The sequence below is a fragment of the Oceaniglobus sp. K40-3 genome (genome assembly GCF_055808395.1).
This window is the reverse complement of the sequence record NZ_CM147868.1, coordinates 2,072,113-2,091,607: the sequence shown is the minus strand read 5'-3', so window position 1 is coordinate 2,091,607 and position 19,495 is coordinate 2,072,113. Positions and strand designations below refer to the sequence as shown.

20 protein-coding genes and 3 pseudogenes are annotated in these 19,495 nt (G+C 62.3%); 6 read left to right on the top strand and 17 right to left on the bottom strand.

Annotation, left to right across the window (positions count from 1 at the left end; translation table 11 throughout):
- Positions 1-145 precede the first annotated feature (145 nt).
- The gene (locus tag AC0L7P_RS10840; RefSeq protein WP_473432807.1) at positions 146-940 is read left to right on the top strand and encodes a lysophospholipid acyltransferase family protein; all 795 of its coding nucleotides are present in this window, start codon (positions 146-148) and stop codon (positions 938-940) included.
- Here the strand turns inward: AC0L7P_RS10840 and AC0L7P_RS10835 are convergent.
- Positions 933-1,628 (bottom strand): DUF1223 domain-containing protein, encoded by a 696-nt coding sequence (locus AC0L7P_RS10835; RefSeq protein WP_473432806.1) that lies wholly within the window; start codon positions 1,626-1,628, stop codon positions 933-935. The two genes, AC0L7P_RS10840 and AC0L7P_RS10835, sit on opposite strands and share 8 nt — an antisense overlap.
- 235 nt (positions 1,629-1,863) lie before the next feature.
- Here AC0L7P_RS10835 and acnA point away from each other — a divergent pair, with 235 nt between their 5' ends.
- Positions 1,864-4,641, top strand: coding sequence for an aconitate hydratase AcnA (gene acnA, locus AC0L7P_RS10830; protein ID WP_473432805.1), 2,778 nt, complete (start codon positions 1,864-1,866; stop codon positions 4,639-4,641).
- Positions 4,642-4,790: 149 nt separating this feature from the next.
- Positions 4,791-4,925, top strand: coding sequence for a hypothetical protein (locus tag AC0L7P_RS10825; protein WP_473432804.1), 135 nt, complete (start codon positions 4,791-4,793; stop codon positions 4,923-4,925).
- Here the strand turns inward: AC0L7P_RS10825 and AC0L7P_RS10820 are convergent.
- The 9 genes and pseudogenes from AC0L7P_RS10820 to yajC all read right to left on the bottom strand — a co-directional run bounded on the left by AC0L7P_RS10820 (position 4,913) and on the right by yajC (position 11,083).
- The gene (locus tag AC0L7P_RS10820; protein ID WP_473432803.1) at positions 4,913-5,455 is read right to left on the bottom strand and encodes a DsbE family thiol:disulfide interchange protein; all 543 of its coding nucleotides are present in this window, start codon (positions 5,453-5,455) and stop codon (positions 4,913-4,915) included. The two genes, AC0L7P_RS10825 and AC0L7P_RS10820, sit on opposite strands and share 13 nt — an antisense overlap.
- The gene (gene ccmD, locus AC0L7P_RS10815) at positions 5,448-5,600 is read right to left on the bottom strand and encodes a heme exporter protein CcmD (RefSeq protein ID WP_473435440.1); all 153 of its coding nucleotides are present in this window, start codon (positions 5,598-5,600) and stop codon (positions 5,448-5,450) included. Before ccmD ends, AC0L7P_RS10820 begins: the two co-directional genes overlap by 8 nt.
- Positions 5,600-6,329, bottom strand: a pseudogene (locus tag AC0L7P_RS10810) (heme ABC transporter permease). Before AC0L7P_RS10810 ends, ccmD begins: the two are co-directional and overlap by 1 nt.
- Before the next feature lie 132 nt (positions 6,330-6,461).
- Positions 6,462-7,118, bottom strand: coding sequence for a heme exporter protein CcmB (ccmB, locus tag AC0L7P_RS10805; protein ID WP_473432802.1), 657 nt, complete (start codon positions 7,116-7,118; stop codon positions 6,462-6,464).
- On the bottom strand, positions 7,115-7,723 hold the full coding sequence (gene ccmA / locus AC0L7P_RS10800) for a heme ABC exporter ATP-binding protein CcmA (RefSeq protein WP_473435439.1): 609 nt from the start codon (positions 7,721-7,723) through the stop codon (positions 7,115-7,117). Before ccmA ends, ccmB begins: the two co-directional genes overlap by 4 nt.
- Before the next feature lie 7 nt (positions 7,724-7,730).
- Positions 7,731-8,084: an Mth938-like domain-containing protein gene (locus AC0L7P_RS10795; protein ID WP_473432801.1), complete on the bottom strand. Its 354-nt coding sequence runs from the start codon at positions 8,082-8,084 to the stop codon at positions 7,731-7,733.
- Positions 8,085-8,110: 26 nt separating this feature from the next.
- On the bottom strand, positions 8,111-9,073 hold the full coding sequence (gene secF / locus AC0L7P_RS10790; RefSeq protein WP_473432800.1) for a protein translocase subunit SecF: 963 nt from the start codon (positions 9,071-9,073) through the stop codon (positions 8,111-8,113).
- Between the two features lies 1 nt (position 9,074).
- Complete coding sequence (secD, locus tag AC0L7P_RS10785; RefSeq protein WP_473432799.1) at positions 9,075-10,736, bottom strand: protein translocase subunit SecD; 1,662 nt, start codon at positions 10,734-10,736, stop codon at positions 9,075-9,077.
- Positions 10,737-10,759: 23 nt separating this feature from the next.
- The gene (gene yajC / locus AC0L7P_RS10780) at positions 10,760-11,083 is read right to left on the bottom strand and encodes a preprotein translocase subunit YajC (protein ID WP_473432798.1); all 324 of its coding nucleotides are present in this window, start codon (positions 11,081-11,083) and stop codon (positions 10,760-10,762) included.
- A gap of 195 nt (positions 11,084-11,278) precedes the next feature.
- Between yajC and serS the strand changes: the two genes are divergently transcribed.
- Both serS and uvrB read left to right on the top strand, forming a co-directional pair.
- Positions 11,279-12,565 (top strand): serine--tRNA ligase, encoded by a 1,287-nt coding sequence (serS, locus tag AC0L7P_RS10775; RefSeq protein WP_473432797.1) that lies wholly within the window; start codon positions 11,279-11,281, stop codon positions 12,563-12,565.
- A gap of 111 nt (positions 12,566-12,676) precedes the next feature.
- Positions 12,677-14,857, top strand: coding sequence for an excinuclease ABC subunit UvrB (gene uvrB / locus AC0L7P_RS10770; RefSeq protein ID WP_473432796.1), 2,181 nt, complete (start codon positions 12,677-12,679; stop codon positions 14,855-14,857).
- 4 nt (positions 14,858-14,861) lie between these two features.
- On the opposite strand, the gene AC0L7P_RS10765 is transcribed toward uvrB, so the two are convergent.
- The 7 genes and pseudogenes from AC0L7P_RS10765 to AC0L7P_RS10735 form a co-directional block, all read right to left on the bottom strand.
- Entirely contained in the window at positions 14,862-15,860 is a 999-nt protein-coding gene (locus AC0L7P_RS10765; protein WP_473432795.1) for a LacI family DNA-binding transcriptional regulator, read from the bottom strand.
- Positions 15,861-15,901: 41 nt separating this feature from the next.
- Positions 15,902-16,027, bottom strand: coding sequence for a hypothetical protein (locus AC0L7P_RS10760; RefSeq protein WP_473432794.1), 126 nt, complete (start codon positions 16,025-16,027; stop codon positions 15,902-15,904).
- Positions 16,002-16,400 (bottom strand): gluconokinase, encoded by a 399-nt coding sequence (locus tag AC0L7P_RS10755; RefSeq protein ID WP_473432793.1) that lies wholly within the window; start codon positions 16,398-16,400, stop codon positions 16,002-16,004. Before AC0L7P_RS10755 ends, AC0L7P_RS10760 begins: the two co-directional genes overlap by 26 nt.
- A gap of 64 nt (positions 16,401-16,464) precedes the next feature.
- A pseudogene (locus tag AC0L7P_RS10750) lies at positions 16,465-17,266 on the bottom strand (metal ABC transporter permease).
- A pseudogene (locus tag AC0L7P_RS10745) lies at positions 17,266-18,008 on the bottom strand (ATP-binding cassette domain-containing protein). Before AC0L7P_RS10745 ends, AC0L7P_RS10750 begins: the two co-directional pseudogenes overlap by 1 nt.
- Complete coding sequence (locus AC0L7P_RS10740; RefSeq protein WP_473432792.1) at positions 17,959-18,213, bottom strand: hypothetical protein; 255 nt, start codon at positions 18,211-18,213, stop codon at positions 17,959-17,961. The pseudogene AC0L7P_RS10745 and the gene AC0L7P_RS10740 overlap by 50 nt, the downstream one beginning before the upstream one ends.
- Positions 18,210-18,482 (bottom strand): hypothetical protein, encoded by a 273-nt coding sequence (locus AC0L7P_RS10735; protein ID WP_473432791.1) that lies wholly within the window; start codon positions 18,480-18,482, stop codon positions 18,210-18,212. Before AC0L7P_RS10735 ends, AC0L7P_RS10740 begins: the two co-directional genes overlap by 4 nt.
- 85 nt (positions 18,483-18,567) lie before the next feature.
- Between AC0L7P_RS10735 and AC0L7P_RS10730 the strand changes: the two genes are divergently transcribed.
- Positions 18,568-19,488: a zinc ABC transporter substrate-binding protein gene (locus tag AC0L7P_RS10730; protein WP_473432790.1), complete on the top strand. Its 921-nt coding sequence runs from the start codon at positions 18,568-18,570 to the stop codon at positions 19,486-19,488.
- Positions 19,489-19,495 lie beyond the last annotated feature (7 nt).

Genomic DNA, 19,495 nt, shown 5'->3' with positions numbered 1-19,495 from the left:
TCGCCCGCGCCCCGGCCTATGTCGGGGTCAAACCACCCGAGGAGCCACCCCCTGCGTGATGCCCTGCAAAATCTGGCGATCCGCGCCATCCTGGGCCTTGCCCTTGCCGTGCCATACCGGGCGCGGGTGCCGATGATGGGCTGGATTGTCGCGCGAGATCGTGGCGCCCCTCGCCGGATGGGACAAACGGATTCGGGCCAATCTGGCCCATGTCATGCCTGACCTGCCCGAACCCGATGTGCGGCGTCTGATGCGTACTGTCCCCAACAATGCGGGCCGCACCCTGATCGAAATCTATTCCGGCAAGGCGTTCAAGGACCGGGTCAAGGATACCCCCCTGACCGGCCCCGGCCTGCCCGCGCTGAAACAGGCCCACGCCAAGGGACAGCCCGTGGTGTTCGTCACCGGTCATTTCGGCAATTACGACGCCCCCCGCGCCGCGCTGGCCCATCAGGGCTATCCCCTCGGGGCGCTTTACCGCGAGATGAAGAACCGCCGGTTCAACGATCATTATGTGCGCGCCATCACCAATATCGCCGCGCCGGTTTTTCCGGCCAACCGCAAAGGGTTGGCGGGCTATATCGGCCATCTGAAACAGGGCAGTTCGATCGGTATCCTGATTGATGTCTATGCCCCCGAGGGCGCGCGCCTTAGCTATTTCGGAAAACCCGCCCCCACGGCCCTGTCCGCGGCGGAATGGGCGTTGAAATACGGCGCGCTGATGATCCCGATCTATGGGGTGCGCCAGGCCGACGGGCTGAGCTTTGAGATCGTGCTGGACGATGCCATCATGCCCGGGGATCCCGAAACCACCACACAGGCCCTGAACGACAGCCTTGAGCGGATCGTGCGTCAGCACATGGATCAATGGTTCTGGATTCACCGCCGCTGGAAACCCGAGGATCAGGCCCGCCGCGCCGCCGCCGCTGCGCTCAGTTAAGGCGCGCGGCCCCCATGACAGGGCCGAACCCCACCTGCTGAATGATCACCGCCGCCGGGCCACCCGGCGCCGCCACATCCAGCGTCAGGGGTGCGCGCCCGTCCCATTCGGCCACCGTGGCCCAATCGCGCACGATATTGGCATAGGTATAGGTGTGCCCGGCGTTTTCGCCGCTTTTGATGTCAACGGTTTCGCTGGGGGTGAAGCGGGCAATCTGCACCACCATATTGCCCGGCGTCGGGCCGATCATCCGGGCCTCGACAATCACCCGGTCGCCGCTGCGATTGACGGTCAGGGCCATCGGATCAACCGCCGCCTTATGCGCCATGAGCAGTTCGGCCACCTCCATCGGGCGGTATCCGACCACGCGTTCCTTGCCGCCAATGATCAACTGCGGCGTATAGATCGTGCGCGCCCCGGCGGCGCGGGCATAGTGTTTCTGGCGTTTGGTAAAGGCGGGGCTGGCGAATTTGTCTTTCCAGCCGATGTAATCCCAATAATCCACATGCAGCGCCAGGGCGATCACGTCTTTACGTCCGGCCAGCTTGCCCAGCATCTCGTCTGCGGGCGGGCAGGATGTACAGCCTTGCGAGGTAAACAGCTCAATCACCACGGGTTGGTCGCCCGCTTGTGCCGCGCCGCCCCATCCAGTCATCGCAACCAATGCCGTTGCAATCCAGAGTCGCATGATCCGCCCTTTCGTTGGCCCCGGGTTCTGACTATCCAACGGGGGATGAAATAACCAATCAAGGTTTTGCGAGATACCGTGACGGAAAACCCGCCCATTGCGGGGCATTTGCCATGAATTTGGCACTGGCGCAACTCTGTGTACAAAGGTATACAAACACCGACTCCCTTGATTGCGCGCCCCGTATGGGCGAAGTGCAAGGGGAACACCCACCCAATTCAAAGGGAGACGCCCGATGACGATCCAGGTAGGAAACGATACCGCCAAAACCCGCAAGGATCTGACCGTGAATGGTCAGAGCTATGCCTATTATTCGATCCCAGCCGCCGAAGCCGCCGGACTTGGCGAATTTTCCCGCCTGCCCGCGGCGCTCAGGGTGGTTCTGGAAAACATGCTCCGGTTCGAAGACGGCAAGACCGTGCAACTGGACGACATCAAGGCATTTTCCGACTGGGCCGCGAATGGCGGCAAAACCAACCGTGAAATCGCCTATCGCCCCGCGCGGGTTCTGATGCAGGATTTCACCGGCGTTCCCGCCGTTGTCGATCTGGCCGCCATGCGCGATGGCATCGTTGCCCTTGGCGGCAAGGCCGAAATGATCAACCCGCTGAACCCTGTCGATCTGGTGATTGACCACTCGGTAATGATCGACGAATTCGGCACACCGCGCGCCTTTCAGATGAACGTCGACCGCGAATATGAACGCAACATGGAGCGGTATCAGTTCCTGAAATGGGGTCAGGGCGCATTCAACAATTTCCGCGTTGTTCCGCCCGGCACCGGCATCTGCCACCAGGTGAACCTGGAATATCTGGCCCAGACCGTGTGGAACGACACCGATCAGAACGGTGACCGCGTCGCTTACCCCGACACGTTGGTCGGCACCGACAGCCACACAACCATGGTGAACGGTGCGGCCGTTCTGGGCTGGGGCGTTGGCGGAATCGAGGCCGAAGCCGCCATGCTGGGCCAGCCGATTTCGATGCTGATCCCCGAAGTCGTCGGATTCAAACTGACCGGCGCCATGCCCGAAGGCACCACCGCCACCGATCTGGTGCTGCGGGTCGTGGAAATGCTGCGCGCCAAGGGCGTGGTCGGCAAATTCGTCGAATTCTATGGCGACGGGCTGGATAATGTGCCCCTGGCCGACCGCGCCACGATCGGCAACATGGCCCCCGAATATGGCGCCACCTGCGGGTTCTTCCCGATCGACGATGAAACCCTGCGCTATCTCAACACCACGGGCCGCGACAAAGACAACATCGCCCTTGTCGAAGCCTACGCCAAGGCCAATGGGCTGTGGCGCGATCCGGGCTATGCGCCGGTTTACACCGATACGCTCGAACTTGACATGTCCACCATCGTTCCGGCGATTTCCGGGCCGAAACGCCCGCAGGATCACATTGCCCTGACCGAGGCCGCCAGCACCTTTGCCAAGTACATCGAGGGCGAGCGCAACGGCAAGGACGTGACCGAAAACGCCGAAGTCCGCTGGGAGGCCGAAGGCGGCCAGCCCGAGCCGCGCGATATTCCCGGCGACATCGGCCATCACAAGCGCGGCTATGTGCCCAACGATGGCAGCAACTATCAACTGCACGACGGTTCGATCGTGATCGCCTCGATCACCTCCTGCACCAACACATCAAACCCCTATGTGATGATCGGCGCCGGTCTGGTTGCCCGCAAGGCGCGTGCCTTGGGCCTGAACCGCAAACCCTGGGTCAAAACCTCGCTTGCGCCCGGATCACAGGTTGTATCGGCCTATCTTGAGGCGGCGGATCTTCAGGAAGACCTCGACGCGATCGGGTTCAACCTGGTTGGCTATGGCTGCACCACCTGCATCGGCAACTCGGGGCCACTGGACCCTGCGATCAGCAAGGCCGTCAACGATTACGATCTGATCGGCGTGTCGGTCCTGTCGGGCAACCGCAACTTCGAGGGGCGGATTTCCCCGGATGTGCGCGCCAACTATCTGGCCTCGCCGCCCCTCGTGGTGGCCTATGCGCTGGTGGGTGACATGAACGTCGATATCACCACGGCACCCCTTGGGCAGGACAAGGACGGCAATGATGTGTTCCTGAAAGACATCTGGCCATCGGCGTCGGAAATCGCCGAATTGGTGGAAAAAACCGTCACCCGCGAGGCATTCCAGAGCAAATATGCCGATGTGTTCAAGGGCGATGAAAAATGGCGGGCCGTGGAAACCACCGACAGTCAGACCTATGACTGGCCCGCCGCCAGCACCTATGTGCAGAACCCGCCCTATTTCCAGGGGATGAGCAAAGACCCCGGCGTTATCAGCAACGTGAAAGACGCCAGGGTTCTGGCCGTTCTGGGCGATATGATCACCACCGATCACATCTCGCCTGCCGGGTCGTTCAAGGAAACCACGCCCGCCGGGAAATACCTGACGGACCGGCAGGTCGCCCCGCGCGAATTCAACTCTTATGGGTCGCGTCGTGGCAACCACGAGGTGATGATGCGCGGCACCTTCGCCAATATCCGCATCAAGAACGAGATGCTGGATGGGGTTGAGGGCGGCTATACCAAAGGCCCCGATGGGCAACAGACCTCGATCTATGACGCGGCCATGGCATGGCAAGAGGCGGGCACGCCGCTGGTCATCTTCGCGGGTGAACAATACGGTGCCGGGTCATCGCGCGACTGGGCGGCCAAGGGCACCGCGCTGCTGGGCGTCAAGGCGGTGATCGCCGAATCGTTTGAGCGTATCCACCGCTCCAATCTCGTGGGCATGGGCGTTATTCCGTTCGAATTCACGAATGGCGATACCCGCAAATCTCTGGGGCTGACCGGCGAAGAAACCGTGTCGATCACCGGGCTTGAGGGCGCGATCAAACCGCAATCAACAGTGCCCTGCACCATCACCTTTGCCGATGGCACCGTGAAAGAAATCGAGCTGAAAAGCCGAATCGATACGGCTGTTGAAATCGAATACATCGAAAATGGTGGCGTGCTGCATTACGTGCTGCGCAATCTGGCCAAAACCGCCTGACACGGCCAACACCTTGGCATGATACGACAACGGCCACCCAATCGGGTGGCCGTTTTTGTCTGACCCGGTCGGGGGCCGGGGGTTTTCGCTTACAGGTTGCGGAAACAATCTGTTCCCTCGCAATTCAGTCACAAACCGTTAAGTTTGTCATGACACGCTTGGGGGCGATGAAGATGATGACAAACCGCATTCGCGCGGCAACGCGCCGCTTGCACCTGCCGCTGCCGCTTTTGGAAACTGCACTTTTTGTGGGGCTTCTGGCCTATATCGCCTATCCGGGCTGAGCAGCCTTTTCCATCGCCGGGCGAATGGTTTCGCGCAGCACCCGCTGCGTGACCGGGCCGGGAAAGCGCAGAATAATCTTGCCTTCTGCGTCGATCACATAGGTTTCCGGCACCCCGTAAACGCCCCAATCCAGCGCCGTGCGCCCCTTGGTGTCAGCGCCCAGCGTGGCGTATGGGTTACCCAGTTCCGCCAGAAATGCCTGTGCCTTTTCAGGATCATCCTTATAGTTGATCCCGTGTATCACGATACCCTCATCGGCCAATTGGTCAAGGTTGGGGTGTTCCACCCGGCAGGGCGCGCACCAACTGGCCCAGAAATTCACCAGCTTGACGCCCGGCTGGCGCAGAACATCTGCCGTCACCAGCGGTGTATCGCCCAAGGCATCAACCTGCAAAGGTGGCGCCTGCTGCCCCTCGCGGGCCGACGGCAGGCTGTCAGGGTCGCTGCGCATCATCCCGAACATGAACACCAGCGCCAGACCGGCAAAAACCAGCGGCGGTGCGACCATCAGAGGTGAAACCCTAGCCATCCCGCATCTCCTGTTCCGCCTCGTCCAACTGCCGTTTCACCCGCGCCCCGCGCCACAGGCTGATCAGGATCAACCCGCCCACCAGCAAGATCGACGCGCCATAAGCCGCCAGAACCGCGACCGCATATTTCCCCAGATCCGGCATCATCCCATCCGCCCCCGCATCCGCAAGGCATGCAGCCGCCGGGCGCGAGATCTCGGTCCGGGTGCGCAGCAAAACCAGCGCCAGAAACATCAGAACAAACCCGGCAATACACACCACCAGCGGCAGCCAGAACACATCCGACACGTTCTCTTTCTTGTCCAACGACAGGGACGCCCCCTGATGCAACCCCTGATTCCAGAAATTCACCGCATAACGTGACAGGATCGCAAAAACCGACCCGACCAGACACAGTACGCTGGTCAGATCGGCGGCGGTGTCCGGGTCTTCGATCGCAGCCCAGAGGGCGATATAACCGAGATAGAACAAAAACAGGATCAGAAACGAGGTCAGCCGCGGATCCCAGGCCCACCAGGTGCCCCACATGGGTTGCCCCCAGATGGCGCCCGTGGCCAGCGCGATCATCGTCATCACCATCCCCACCGGCGCCGCCGCCCGCGCGGCCAGCGCGCTGACGTGGTGACGACGGATCAACCAGATCAACGACGCCACCAGCATCATCGCCCAGGCGTTGATCGCCATCATCGCCGATGGCACATGCAGATAGATGATCTTGACCGTCGATCCCTGCCGGAAATCATCGGGGGTAAAGAAAAACCCCCAGATCAGCCCGACCAGAAGGCACAGCGCCGACAGCCCCGCAACCACGGGCAGCGCCCGCGCGCTCAGGGCCATGAACCGGGCCGGATTGGAATATTTCCACAATGACATGCCTTGCTCTACCCCGCGCACACCCGGCCCTCAAGCCAACTTGTTCCTGTTTGATCTATCGCCACCGAAAGCACTGAAAAGCCACCTTATCTATTGAATTCAATGCACTGCACCCCATTGCTCATCTAACTTTCACCGCAAGTTGATGCGCAGGGCCGCCGCTGCGGCAAAGGGCAGCAGGGCGATCGCCCCTGCCGTAACCCCGGCCAGCAACAAAAGCGGCCCCTGCACCGCCATGCCTTCGGCGCCGCGCCGCGCCACCTCGGCCCCGAAAATCAGGGTCGGCACATAAAGCGGCAGTACCAGCAGCGACAGCAAAAGCCCGCCGCGCCGCAACCCCACGGTCAGCGCCGCGCCAAAGGCGCCGATCACGCTCAGCGCCGGGGTGCCAAGGGCAAGCGAGGCGACCAGCCAGCCAAACCCCGGCGCCGGCAGGTTCAACACCAACCCCAACAGCGGCGCCGCAAGGGTCAGCGGCAACCCGGTGGTCAGCCAATGGGCCAGCGCCTTGGCCGCCGCGACGCCCTCCAGCGGGACGGGGGCACAAGCCAGCAGATCAAGAGTGCCATCCTCAAAATCCAGTGCAAAAATCCGGTCGAGGGACAGCAGGCAGGCCAAAAGCGCACCCAGCCACAGCACCCCGGGCGCAATCACCGTCAGGCGCGCGGTGTCCGGCCCCACGGCGAAAGGCACCAGAACCACGACAATCAGGAAAAACGCCAGCGCCAGGCCAAACCCGCCCCCTGCCCGCACGGCCAGCGCCAGATCGCGCAGCACCAGCCGGATCACAGAAAGGCCTCGTCAAAATCGGATGTGGGGGCGGCAACCGCGCGAAACCCCGACACATCCACCACCCGCGCCGCAAAGCCCAGATCAATATGGGTCGCGATTATCGCAGCGCCACCATCGGCCAGATGATCGCGCAGCACGGCGGCAAACAATCCCACGCTGCCAGAATCCAGTGACACTGTGGGTTCGTCCAGCGCCCAGACCGCGCGCCCCGTCACCAACAACCGCGCCAGCCCCAGCCGCCGCTTTTGCCCCGCCGACAAATGCTGTGCCGCCCGGCCCCGCAATGCCCAGAGATCAAAGGCGCGCAGGGCGGAATCTATGGTGCGTGTGCCAAACATATCGGCCCAGAACCGCAGGTTTTCCGCCACGCTCAGGGCGGTCTTGATACCATCGGCGTGGCCCGCATAGGCGATGTCATCCACCGCGCCGCGCACATCGCCGGCCAAGGGCGGTTGCAACCCGGCGATGGTGCGCAACAGCGTTGTCTTGCCCGATCCGTTCGGCCCGCGCAGGACCACCGCCTCACCTTTTGCCAGGGTGAAATTCACCCCCGACAGCACCGGCACCCCGCCCCGTGTGCAGGCCAGATCGACCAGCGACAGAAGCGGCTCAGACGGCAATCAGGGCCACGCCCACCCGGCGCCCCTCGCTTAGCAAAACGTTGTAGGTGCGGCAGGCGGCGGCGGTGGCCATGCTTTCAACGCCCAATCCCGTCTGTTCCAGCACGTCGCGAAAGGCGGCCGGCAGATGCGCCACCTCGGCGCCGGTGCCGACAAACAGGACATCCAGATCATCGCGCGCCGCGATCAGGGTTTGCGTGTCCGCATACCCGCCCCAGGGCAAAACCCCGCTGGGCAGAACACAGACATCGCCCTGCACCACCTCACCGGCGATGCGGAAAAACCCCGGCCCATATCCGTCAATAGGCCGGGAATCGTTGAAGGTGATCTCGTTCAGTCGCATCCCGATCCCTCCGTTACGGCTTTGCCTCAGGCGTCGATATTGGCAAACTGGTTGCCCTTGTCGTTTGGCTTGTCCTCGCGGTTGACGCCAAGAAACAGCACCACGTTCTTGGCCACATAGACCGAAGAATAGGTGCCGACGATCACGCCCCAGGTGATTGCAAAGACGAACCCGCGAATAACATCACCCCCCAGCACCAACAGCGCAATCAACGCCAACAGGGTGGTGCCCGACGTCATCAACGTGCGGGACAGGGTTTCGTTCACCGACAGGTTCATCACCTCGCGCAGATCGCGTTTGCGGTATTTGATCAGGTTCTCGCGCAATCGGTCGAAAATGACCACGGTGTCGTTGATCGAATACCCGATGATCGTCAGCAGGGCCGCGATGGTGGCCAGATCGAACCGGATCTGAAGCACCGAAAAGATGCCGACGGTCACGATCACATCGTGAAACAGCGCCGCCACGGCGCCGACGGAAAACTGCCACTCAAACCGCAGCCAGATATAAAACAGGATCGCCACCAAAGAGGCCCCAACGGCGAGAAACGCCGTCTGGATCAATTCGCCCGACACTTTGGGCCCCACGCTTTCAACCGAGGGAAAGGTGATTGACGGATCAACGCCCTGAAGCGCGGTTTCCACCTTTGCAACCGTATCGCCGGTCACGCTTTCCTGCCCGTCCTGGGCCTGGATGCGAACCATCGACACGTTCTTTTCCGGGCCGAAGCTGGGGTCGAACACTTCGGTAATCGTGACATCGCCAAGGTTCAGCGGGTCGATCGCGGCGCGGTAAGCGCCCACATCAACCGTCTGCACACTTTCGGTGCGGATCGTCGTGCCGCCGCGAAAATCGATACCAAAGTTCAACCCGAGCATGGCCCAGGCAATCAATGACAGGATCACGGCGAAAACCGAGGCCCCGAACGTATATTTGGCATAGCCGAAGAAATCGAAATTCGTCGTTTCGGGAACCAGTCTCAGACGCATATCAAACCTCGATCGTCTTGGGGCGGCGGCGCTCGAACCATGTGACGATGATCAGCCGCGTAACGAAGATCGCCGTGAATACCGAAGTCAGAATGCCCAACCCCAGCGTGATGGAAAAGCCGCGCACCGGCCCGGACCCGAGAACGAACAGGATGACCGAGATGATGAATGTGGTGATATTGGCATCCACGATCGCGCTCAGCGCCTTTTCATAGCCCAGCTCGATGGCCCGTGCAGGCCCGCGTGCGGTTTTCAGTTCTTCGCGAATCCGCTCGAAAATCAACACGTTGGCATCCACCGCCATCCCGATTGTCAGAACGATCCCGGCGATCCCCGGCAATGTCAGGGTGGCCCCGATGATGCTGAGCAGGCCAAACAACAGACCCACGTTCAACAGCAGCGCGATATTGGCAAACAGCCCGAACAACCCATAGCTGAGCACCATGAACACCAGCACCGCGCCAAAGGCGACAAGGCAGGCGATCCGCCCTGCATCAATGCTGTCCTGGCCCAGTTCCGGGCCGATGGTGCGTTCCTCAAGAAAGGTCATGCCAGCCGGCAAGGCACCGGCGCGCAGCAGGATGGCCAGATTGGTGCTTTCCTCAAGGCTGAAATTGCCGGTGATGATGCCGCTGCCACCGGGAATGTGGCTTTGGATCACCGGGGCGCTGATCACTTCGCTGTCCAGAACAATGGCAAAGGGCGATCCGATGTTTTCGGCGGTATAATCGCCAAACTTGCGCGCACCGCTGGGGTTGAACCGGAACGAAACCGCAGGCCGCCCGTTCTGATCGAAGCTTGGCTGCGCATCGACCAGTTCCTCACCGGTGACAACCGGGGTCTGTTCGATCACGTAATAGACGCCCTCTTCGTCCGCTGCGGGCAGAATTTCCTGGCGCGGCCCCGGCTTTTGGGTGTTGTCCGTGGTGCGCCCCACGACGGGGTTGAAGGTAAGCTGTGCGGTGGTGCCGATCAGCGCCTTCAGTTCGCTGGCGCTGCCGATACCCGGCACCTGAATCAAGATCCGGTCGGCGCCCTGCCGCTGGATCGTCGGTTCGCGGGTGCCCACCTCATCCACCCGGCGGCGGATGATCTCGACCGATTGCTGCATGGTGCGGTCATCGGTCGCGGATTGTTCTTCGGGGGTCAGGCTCAGGGTGATGGTGTCACCGTCGCCCGCAACCGCGATATCGCTGGCGCCCACACCGGTCAGGCTGACCACCGGAGAGGCCAGCCCCCGCACGGTTTCAAGCGCGCGCGCCATGCCTTCGGGCTTGGAAATCCGCAGCTTGAGCGTGCCCGGATCACCCTCGATCCGGCGGATGGTGCCCACCTGATCGCGCACGTCGCGCAGGGCGTCGCGCACTTCGGGCCACATGCCATTCATCCGGTCGGCGTAAACCTCGCTGACGTTGACTTCGGCCAGCAGGTGGGCGCCGCCCCGCAGATCCAGCCCCAGATTGACAAGGGTCGTCGGGAGCCAGTCAGGCCAAGCCGCCGCCGCCTCTGTCCGCTCGGGCGTGGCGCCCTGCGCTTCGATGGCGGCCACGGCATCATTGTGCCCCTCGACCCGGGTGTAAAACGCGTTCGGAACCGCAAAGGCCAATCCGATGACAATAAGCCCCCAGATGACGATCCGCTTCCACAATGGGATATGCAGCATGGTGCGCCCTTAAATTCAGTGACTTACGAGGCGGCAGGCTCGGTCTTGTTCAACACCTGGCTTATGGTCGAACGCACGACGCGCACTTTCACGCCTTCGCTCAGTTCCACCTCGACCTCGCCGTCTTCCTTCACCTTGCTGACCTTGCCGATCAACCCACCGGCGGTGACCACCTGATCGCCCCGGCGCAGGGCAGCGACCATTTTCTGGTGTTCCTTGACCTTCTTTTGCTGCGGCCGGATCAACAGGAAATACATGATCGCAAAGATCAGGATCAGCGGGACAAAGCTGGTAAGGGCGCTTGCAGCACCCCCGGCCGCTTGCGCATAGGCAGGCGTGACAAACATATATGGTTCCTCGGTCTAACATGCAGGGCGCCCTTGGCCCTCATTTCGGATCGTCGCGCACCCTATCTGTGGTCCCAAAGGATGGCAAGCAAGGGGGCGGCCGATGATTGCGCCCCTTTGCCATGGCATTGAGCGATTTTCAACGCCTCAGTTGTTGTATAAGGAACCACCACCCACCGATTGAGGACCAAACCCATGCACGACATCCGCACGATCCGCGACGCCCCTGAAACCTTCGACGGCGAAATGCAGCGCCGGGGGCTGTCGGGTGTGTCGTCCCGGGTGCTGGATCTCGACAATGCGCGCCGCGCCGCGATCCACGCCGCCGAAACCGCCAAGGCCGACCAGAACGCCGCCAGCAAACAAGTGGGCGCCGCCAAGGCCGGTGGTAACGATGCACTGTTTGAGGAGTTGCGCGCCACCGTTGCCGCCAAAAAGGCCGAAGTGGCCGAGATGGAGGCACAGGCAAAGGCGCTGGATCAACAGCTTACCGATTTGTTGCTGACCCTGCCCAACGTGATGGATGGCGATGTGCCCGCCGGTAAGGACGACACCGACAACCTTGAAATTGCCCGCTGGGGCACGCCGCGCAGCTTTGATTTCAAACCGGCTGAGCATTATGATCTTGCCGCCGCAAAGGGCCTTGATTTCAACACCGCCGGCAAACTTTCGGGCAGCCGGTTCGTGGTGTTGCGCGGCGCCATGGCCCGCCTGCACCGGGCGCTGGCGCAATTCATGCTCGACATGCACACCAATGAACACGGGCTGGAAGAAACCAACGCCCCGGTTCTGGTGCGCGAAGATGCCATGTATGGCACCAACCAACTGCCGAAATTCGCCGAGGACAGTTACCAAACCACCAACGGCTGGTGGCTGATTCCCACCTCCGAGGTGACGCTCACCAATTCGGTGCGCGAAACCACTCTTGAGGGCGCGCAACTGCCGATCCGCCTTGCCGCCCATTCCCTGTGCTTTCGCAGCGAGGCGGGCAGCGCGGGCAAGGATACGGCGGGGATGTTGCGCCAGCACCAATTCGAAAAGGTCGAAATGGTGTCGATCACCCACCCCGACGAAAGCCGCGCCGAACATGACCGCATGACCCGCAACGCCCAAAACGTGCTTGAACGCCTGAACCTGCCCTATCGCGTGATGTTGCTGTGCGAGGGCGACACCGGGTTCGGGGCGCAGCGCACCCACGATCTTGAGGTGTGGTTGCCCGGGCAGGACATGTATCGCGAGATCAGTTCCGTTTCCAACACCGGCGCGTTTCAGGCCCGGCGCATGAATGCCCGGTTCAAACCGACCGAGGGCAAACCCGCCTTTGTTCACACGTTGAACGGTTCGGGCCTTGCCGTGGGGCGCTGCCTGATTGCGGTGCTGGAAAACGGGCAGGAATCCGATGGTTCGGTCACCCTGCCCGAGGCGCTGCATTCCTATATGGGGGGCAAAACCCGCATCACCGCCGAGGGGCAGTTGGCCTGATCAATATCCCGTGATCGGGCGCGCAATGGCAGTATTGCGCGCCTTGCGCCGGACCAATGGTTGAAGTCGCGGCACAACAACTCACTTATGGGGTATCCAAAGGAATCGCCCATGCCCGAAAAGATGCCGCTTCTCGAAGATGTGACGCCCCACCGCCGCCCCAAACTGGAAGGTGGGCGGCGTTTGCGCATGAACACCGAATTTCAGCCCGCCGGTGATCAGCCGACAGCAATCAGAGAGTTGTCAGCAGGCGTGCTGAGCGGCGAGCGCGATCAGGTGCTGTTGGGGGCCACCGGCACCGGCAAGACCTATACCATGGCCAAGGTGATCGAGGAAACCCAGCGCCCGGCGATCATTCTGGCCCCGAACAAAACCCTCGCGGCGCAGCTTTATGGCGAATTCAAAGGCTTTTTCCCCGACAACGCCGTTGAGTATTTCGTAAGCTTTTACGACTACTATCAACCCGAGGCTTATGTGGCGCGGTCCGACACCTATATCGAAAAGGAAAGCCAGATCAACGAACAGATCGACCGGATGCGCCACTCGGCCACCCGGGCGTTGCTGGAGCGTGACGATGTAATTATCGTCGCCTCGGTGTCGTGCATCTATGGCATCGGGTCGGTTGAAACCTATGGCGCGATGACACTCGATCTGGTCGCGGGGCAGGAATATGACCAGCGGCAGGTGATGGCCGATCTGGTGGCGCAGCAATACAAACGCAACGATCAGGCGTTCTCGCGTGGGTGTTTCCGGGTGCGCGGTGACAGTCTTGAAATCTTTCCCGCCCACCTTGATGACCGGGCGTGGCGTTTGTCGTTCTTTGGCAATGAACTTGAGGGGATAACCGAATTTGACCCGCTGACCGGGCATAAAACCGATACGTTCGATCAGATCCGCGTTTACGCCAATTCCCACTATGTGACGCCGAAACCGACGATGAAACAGGCCATTGTTTCGATTAAAAAAGAACTGCGCCAGCGGCTTGACCAACTGACCAACGACGGAAAATTGCTTGAGGCACAGCGCCTGGAGCAGCGCACCAATTTCGATCTTGAGATGCTTGAGGCGACCGGCGTGTGCAACGGCATCGAAAACTATTCCCGCTATCTGACCGGGCGCGCACCGGGCGAACCGCCCCCCACCCTGTTTGAATTCATCCCCGACAATGCCATCGTGTTTGCCGATGAATCCCACGTGTCAGTGCCGCAGATCGGTGGCATGTACAAAGGCGACTATCGGCGCAAATTCACCCTGGCCGAACACGGGTTCCGCCTGCCCTCCTGCATGGACAACCGCCCCCTGAAGTTCGAGGAATGGGACGCCATGCGCCCGCAATCGGTGTTCGTGTCCGCCACCCCGGCAAAGTGGGAAATCGAACAGACCGGCGGTGTGTTCACCGAACAGGTGATCCGCCCCACCGGCCTGCTTGACCCCATGGTCGAAATCCGGCCTGTCGGGATGCAGGTCGATGATTTGCTTGATGAAATCCGCAAGGTCACACAGGATGGGTTCCGCACGCTGGTGACGACCCTTACCAAACGCATGGCCGAGGATCTGACCGAATATCTGCACGAACAGGGGATCAAGGTGCGCTATATGCACAGTGACATCGACACTTTGGAACGCATTGAAATCCTGCGGGATTTGCGCCTTGGGGCCTTTGATGTGCTGATCGGTATCAACCTGTTGCGCGAGGGGCTGGATATTCCCGAATGTGGGTTGGTGGCGATTCTGGATGCCGACAAGGAAGGGTTCCTGCGCAGCGAAACCAGCCTTGTGCAAACCATCGGGCGCGCGGCGCGCAACGCCGAGGGGCGCGTCATCATGTACGCCGACCGCATCACCGGCAGCATGGAGCGTGCCCTGGGCGAAACCGATCGGCGCCGGGAAAAACAGATCGCCTATAACGAAAAGCACGGCATCACCCCCGCGACGGTGAAAAAGAACGTCGAGGATGTTCTGGCCGGGCTGTACAAGGGCGATGTGGACATGAACCGCGTCACCGCCAAGATCGACAAGGGCCTGTCCGGCAGCAATCTTCAGGCGGTTCTGGATGGGTTGCGCACCGACATGCGCAAAGCGGCCGAGAACCTCGAATTCGAAGAGGCCGCCCGCCTGCGCGATGAGGTGAAACGCCTTGAGGCCGTCGATCTGGCGGTGTCAGACGACCCGCTGGCGCGCCAATCCGCCATCGAAGCGGCCAGCGCCGAATCCGCCCGCAAAACCGGCCGCTCGACCGCCGGGCGCCCGGGCCAGCGCGGCGGAAACGTGCAGCGGCGCAAAAAACACTAGGCGCCTACCCCTCGCCGGTGGATTGCGCCAGCCGCAGAACCGGGGTGAGTTCCACCGTTTGCGGCCCCGGCACACCTGTGCCGTCACGCAGGCCCAGCAAAAGGGCGGCAGCGCGTGCGCCGATCCGGGCCGGAAACGGGTCGATCGTGGTCAGGGTCGGCACGCAGATCGACGCGATCTCAAACGCGCCGAACCCGGCAATCGCCATCTCGCCCGGCACATTGATGCCGCGCCGGGTGCATTCGGTCAGCGCGCCAAAAGCGGCCTGATCGGCCACGCAGACCACCGCCTCGGTGTCCGGGTGATCGCGCAATATCCGCGCCATGGCATCGGCGCCACGCTGCATCGACGCTGCCGGTGTTCCAACCCCGGCGATCCGTCCGGCGTTCAACCCGTGACGCCCCATGGCGGTGATAAACCCGCGCTTGCGATCCGCGCCGCGGGTATCATAGGCCGGATCACCGCCGATAAACGCGATTCTGCGATGCCCCAACGCAACCAGATGATCGACCATCCCTTCAATGCAGCGGGCATTGGAAAACCCCACCACATGGCCAATGGGATCGGCAGGCAGATCCCAGATTTCAACCACGGGAATGGCGGCATTGCGCAACATCCGCCGGGTGCGCGGGGTGTGGGTGCCGCCCGTGACCACAATCGCCTCGGGGCGGCGGCGCAGAAGTTGCGCGATCAACCGTTCTTCTTCGTCAACGTCGTAATTATCATAGCCCAACAACACCTGAAGCCCGGCATCGGCCAACCCACGCGACAGGGCATCAACAGTGTCGGCGAAATTCGCGTTGTTCAGCGACGGGATCGTCACCGCGACGAATTCGGATTTCTGCGCCCGCAATCCCGCCGCCATGGCATCAAACACATAGCCCATTTCCTCGGCTGCCTGCTGCACCTGGCGCCGGGTTTCCTCGTTCACCGAGGTATCGGCCTTGAACGCACGGCTGACGGTCATCACCGAAACGCCAACGGCGCGGGCCACATCTTTCATGGTTGGCGGTCGGGAGGGGGCGAACCTGTCACAGGATCACCCTAGGCCGGCCCGGCTATGCGGGCCAACAAATCGGCGACGATCACCTCGGGCGGGGGGCCGATATCAACGGTGATGGCCGCCTCGTCGGGGCCGGGCACCTCAAGGGCGGCGAACTGACTGTCCAACAGCGCGAGCCGGCATGAAGTGATCCTTTCGCGCCGCCATCCGCGCGGCGATCAGGGCGCGGGTGCCTGCAAGATGCAGGAACGCAACAGGCCGCCCCGCCGCCCCGCCGATCCGTTCGCGATAGCTGCGCTTGAGGGCGGAACAGCCAATGATAACAGGGCCATCCCCCGCACCAAGCGCCGCACCGACCCGATCAAGCCAAGGCCAGCGGTCGGCGTCGCCCAAGGGGATGCCGGCCGCCATCTTGGCCACATTCTCAGGGGGATGCAGATCATCGCCATCAATAAACCGGGCGCCCATGGCCCGGGCCAATCCTTCACCAACCGAGGTTTTGCCGCACCCCGACACCCCCATGACCACAAATCTGTCCATCTGCCCGCCTTTTTCATCCGCGCCGTTTGCCCGTCGCGACCCTATCCTGTCAAGCGACGCGCGCCTATCCCTGCCCGCCACCGCGCAACCCGCCGATCATCGCACTGACGGTAAAGCACACAGCAGCCACGCAAACGATGGTTGGCCCGGTCGGTGTGTCGAACCGGAACGCGGCCCACAATCCGCCAAGCGCCGACACCGCCCCGATCGCCGCCGCAATCGCCGCCATCGCCTCTGGGGTGCGGGCCATGGAGCGCGCGGCAGCGGCAGGCACCACCAACATGGCCCCGATCAACAGCGCGCCCACCACCTTGATCGCGACGGCCACCACCACCGCCAGCGCGATGGTCAGGATCACCTGTTCCCGGCGCGGATCAATCCCCGCCGCCCGGGCCAGATCGGCGTTCAGGGTCGCGGTCAGCAGCGCCGACCAACGCCAGCTCAGCAGCGCCAGAACAAGGGCCGCGCCGCCCCAGATCACCATCACATCGCCCTGTGATACGGCCAGAATATCACCGAAAAGATAAGCCATCAGATCAATCCGAACCCCGGTCAGAAATGACGCGGCCACCAGCCCGACCGCCAGCGCCGAATGGGCCAGCACGCCCAACAGCGTGTCCATCGCCAGCCCCCGGTCGGCCAGCACCGACACCAGCCCCGCCATCAACAAGGCCACCGTCAGCGAGCCGACAAAGACCGACATCGAAAACCCAAGGCTGAGCGCGACCCCGAGAATGGCGGCATGGGCCGTGGCATCGCCGAAATAGGCCATGCGCCGCCAGACCACGAAACACCCCAGAGGCGCCGCCGCCAGCGCCACCCCCACGCCAGCCAGCGCCGCGCGAGATCAAGAACCCGTCAAACATCATTTCGCCGCCCCGTGGGTGTGTCCGCAGCCCTGATCATGCGAATGGTTGTGATCATGGCGATAAAGCGCCAGAGCGCCCCCGTGCCGGTGCCAAACAGCGCGCGATATTCCGGCGCATCGGCCACCACCTCGGGTTTGCCTTCGCAACAGATATGCCCGTTTACACAGATCACCCTGTCCGACGCGCTCATCACCACATGCAATTCATGGCTGACCATCACCACACCACAGCCAAGGCTCTGTCGCACCTCCTCGACCTGCCGGTAAAACGCGGCCGAGCCGGGTTGATCGAGGCCCCGTGTCGCCTCGTCCAGCAGCAACAGATCGGGCTTTTCCAGCAGGGCGCGCGCCAACAGAACCCGCTGAAACTGTCCCCCCGACAGGCGCGCCATCTGTCGCGCGGCAAGGTCCGCCGCCCCCGCCTGTTGCAAGGCCGCTTCAATCTGCGGGCCTGTGCGCCGCACGGGCAGCGACAGAAACCGCGCCACGGTGATCGGCAGGGTCGCGTCGATATGCAGGGTTTGGGGCACATAGCCGATGCGCAAGTCCGGGGCGCGCACCACCCGCCCCACCCGTGGCGCAACCGCGCCGATCATGGCGCGCAGCAAGGTGGATTTTCCCGATCCGTTCGGCCCGACGATGGTGACAATTTCGCCCCGCGCAAACGTCAGATCGACATCGCGCAGCACATCAGCCCCGCCCAGACGCACGCTGACGCCCTCCAGCGACAACAGGATCATGGCGCATCGACCCCGGCACAATTGGGGCAAAGCCCTCGGCCTCCACCACGGTTTGCTCGATCGTAAACCCCTGATCCGCCGCTGCCCGGCCAAGGGCGCGCCCCGGTCCCACCTCGGCCTCGGCCACCGAACTGCACGACCGGCAAATCAGAAAGGCAGGCGAATGATCCTGCCCCGGATGAACACAGGCGATAAAGGCGCTCAACCGCTCGATCCGGTGGGCAAAGCCGTGTTTGACCAGAAAATCCAGCGCGCGGTAAGCAACAGGCGGCTGCGCCCCCGGCCCTCGGCGCGCAATTCTTCAAGAATATCATAGGCCCCCATGGCGCGATGATCGGCCAGAAGAATTTCCAGAACCCGGCGCCGCACCTCGGTGAACTGTAACCCCTGTTGCGCACAGGTCGTGGCGGCGGTGGCCACAGCCGTGTCGATGCAGGCGGCATGATCGTGGCGTCGAAAGGCAGGGGCAGGCATGGGCGCGCTTTCACGTTCGGGTATTGATATGTTATATCATCCCGGTTACAGGGTGATATGTTATAAAATTACATGGATAAGATAAATGTTCAAGCGCTACTGCCTTGCCCTGTGCACTTTGGCCGCCCCTGCCATGGCCGAGGTGCCCAATGTTGTCACCGATATTGCCCCGGTGCAGGGGCTGGCCGCGCGGGTGATGAAAGGGCTGGGCACCCCCGATCTGATCGTGACACAAGGTGCCTCGCCCCATGATTACGCGCTGCGCCCCTCCAATGCCCGGGCGCTGTTTGCGGCGGATATGGTGTTCTGGGTCGGGCCGGACCTGACCCCGGGGTTGGAAAAATCGCTCCGGACTCTGGCCGAAAAGGCGACGCAGATTGAACTGCTCGACGCGGATGTCACCCAGCGGCGCATGTGGCGCGAAACCTTTCACAGCGATGAGGGACACGGGCTCGAAGAGCACGCGACCGAAGAGCATCACTCCCACGATCACGACGCCGCCGATCCCCACGCCTGGCTTGACCCGGAAAATGGCAAGGCCTGGCTCACCCTGATGGCCGAAGCCCTGGCAACCCGCGACCCGGAAAATGCCGCAACCTACCGCGCCAATGCCGCCGAAGGCCGCGCCGAAATTGACGGCGCAACAGCCGAAATCACGGCGCGGCTCGCACCCCTGTCCGACCACCCCTATGTGGTGTTCCACGACGCCTATCAATACTTTGAAAACCGCTTTGGCCTGCATCCGATCGGCGCAATCTCGCTTGGCGATGCCGCCGATCCCAGCCCCGCGCGCATTGCCGCCCTGCGCGAAACCCTGCGCGATTCAGGCGCCACCTGCGTGTTTTCAGAGCCGGAGTTCAACGCAGGCCTGGTGGCAACCGTGTTTGAGGGCAGCAATGCCCGCACCGCAGTGATTGACCCGCTGGGCACCACCCTTGAACCGGGTCCGGGCTTTTACCCCGCGCTCCTGCGGCAGTTGGCGCAAGCCATGGCCGCCTGCCTGTGACCGGCGG

Bases quoted from the DNA above. Each gene is read 5' to 3' on its own strand.
- AC0L7P_RS10835 (WP_473432806.1), bottom strand. From the start codon at position 1,628: ATGCGACTCTGGATTGCAACGGCATTGGTTGCGATGACTGGATGGGGC.
- acnA (WP_473432805.1), top strand. From the start codon at position 1,864: ATGACGATCCAGGTAGGAAACGATACCGCCAAAACCCGCAAGGATCTG.
- AC0L7P_RS10825 (WP_473432804.1), top strand. From the start codon at position 4,791: ATGACACGCTTGGGGGCGATGAAGATGATGACAAACCGCATTCGCGCG.
- AC0L7P_RS10820 (WP_473432803.1), bottom strand. From the start codon at position 5,455: ATGGCTAGGGTTTCACCTCTGATGGTCGCACCGCCGCTGGTTTTTGCC.
- ccmD (WP_473435440.1), bottom strand. From the start codon at position 5,600: ATGCCGGATCTGGGGAAATATGCGGTCGCGGTTCTGGCGGCTTATGGC.
- AC0L7P_RS10795 (WP_473432801.1), bottom strand. From the start codon at position 8,084: ATGCGACTGAACGAGATCACCTTCAACGATTCCCGGCCTATTGACGGA.
- secF (WP_473432800.1), bottom strand. From the start codon at position 9,073: ATGCGTCTGAGACTGGTTCCCGAAACGACGAATTTCGATTTCTTCGGC.
- secD (WP_473432799.1), bottom strand. From the start codon at position 10,736: ATGCTGCATATCCCATTGTGGAAGCGGATCGTCATCTGGGGGCTTATT.
- yajC (WP_473432798.1), bottom strand. From the start codon at position 11,083: ATGTTTGTCACGCCTGCCTATGCGCAAGCGGCCGGGGGTGCTGCAAGC.
- serS (WP_473432797.1), top strand. From the start codon at position 11,279: ATGCACGACATCCGCACGATCCGCGACGCCCCTGAAACCTTCGACGGC.
- uvrB (WP_473432796.1), top strand. From the start codon at position 12,677: ATGCCCGAAAAGATGCCGCTTCTCGAAGATGTGACGCCCCACCGCCGC.
- AC0L7P_RS10765 (WP_473432795.1), bottom strand. From the start codon at position 15,860: ATGAAAGATGTGGCCCGCGCCGTTGGCGTTTCGGTGATGACCGTCAGC.
- AC0L7P_RS10755 (WP_473432793.1), bottom strand. From the start codon at position 16,400: ATGGACAGATTTGTGGTCATGGGGGTGTCGGGGTGCGGCAAAACCTCG.
- AC0L7P_RS10735 (WP_473432791.1), bottom strand. From the start codon at position 18,482: ATGCCTGCCCCTGCCTTTCGACGCCACGATCATGCCGCCTGCATCGAC.
- AC0L7P_RS10730 (WP_473432790.1), top strand. From the start codon at position 18,568: ATGTTCAAGCGCTACTGCCTTGCCCTGTGCACTTTGGCCGCCCCTGCC.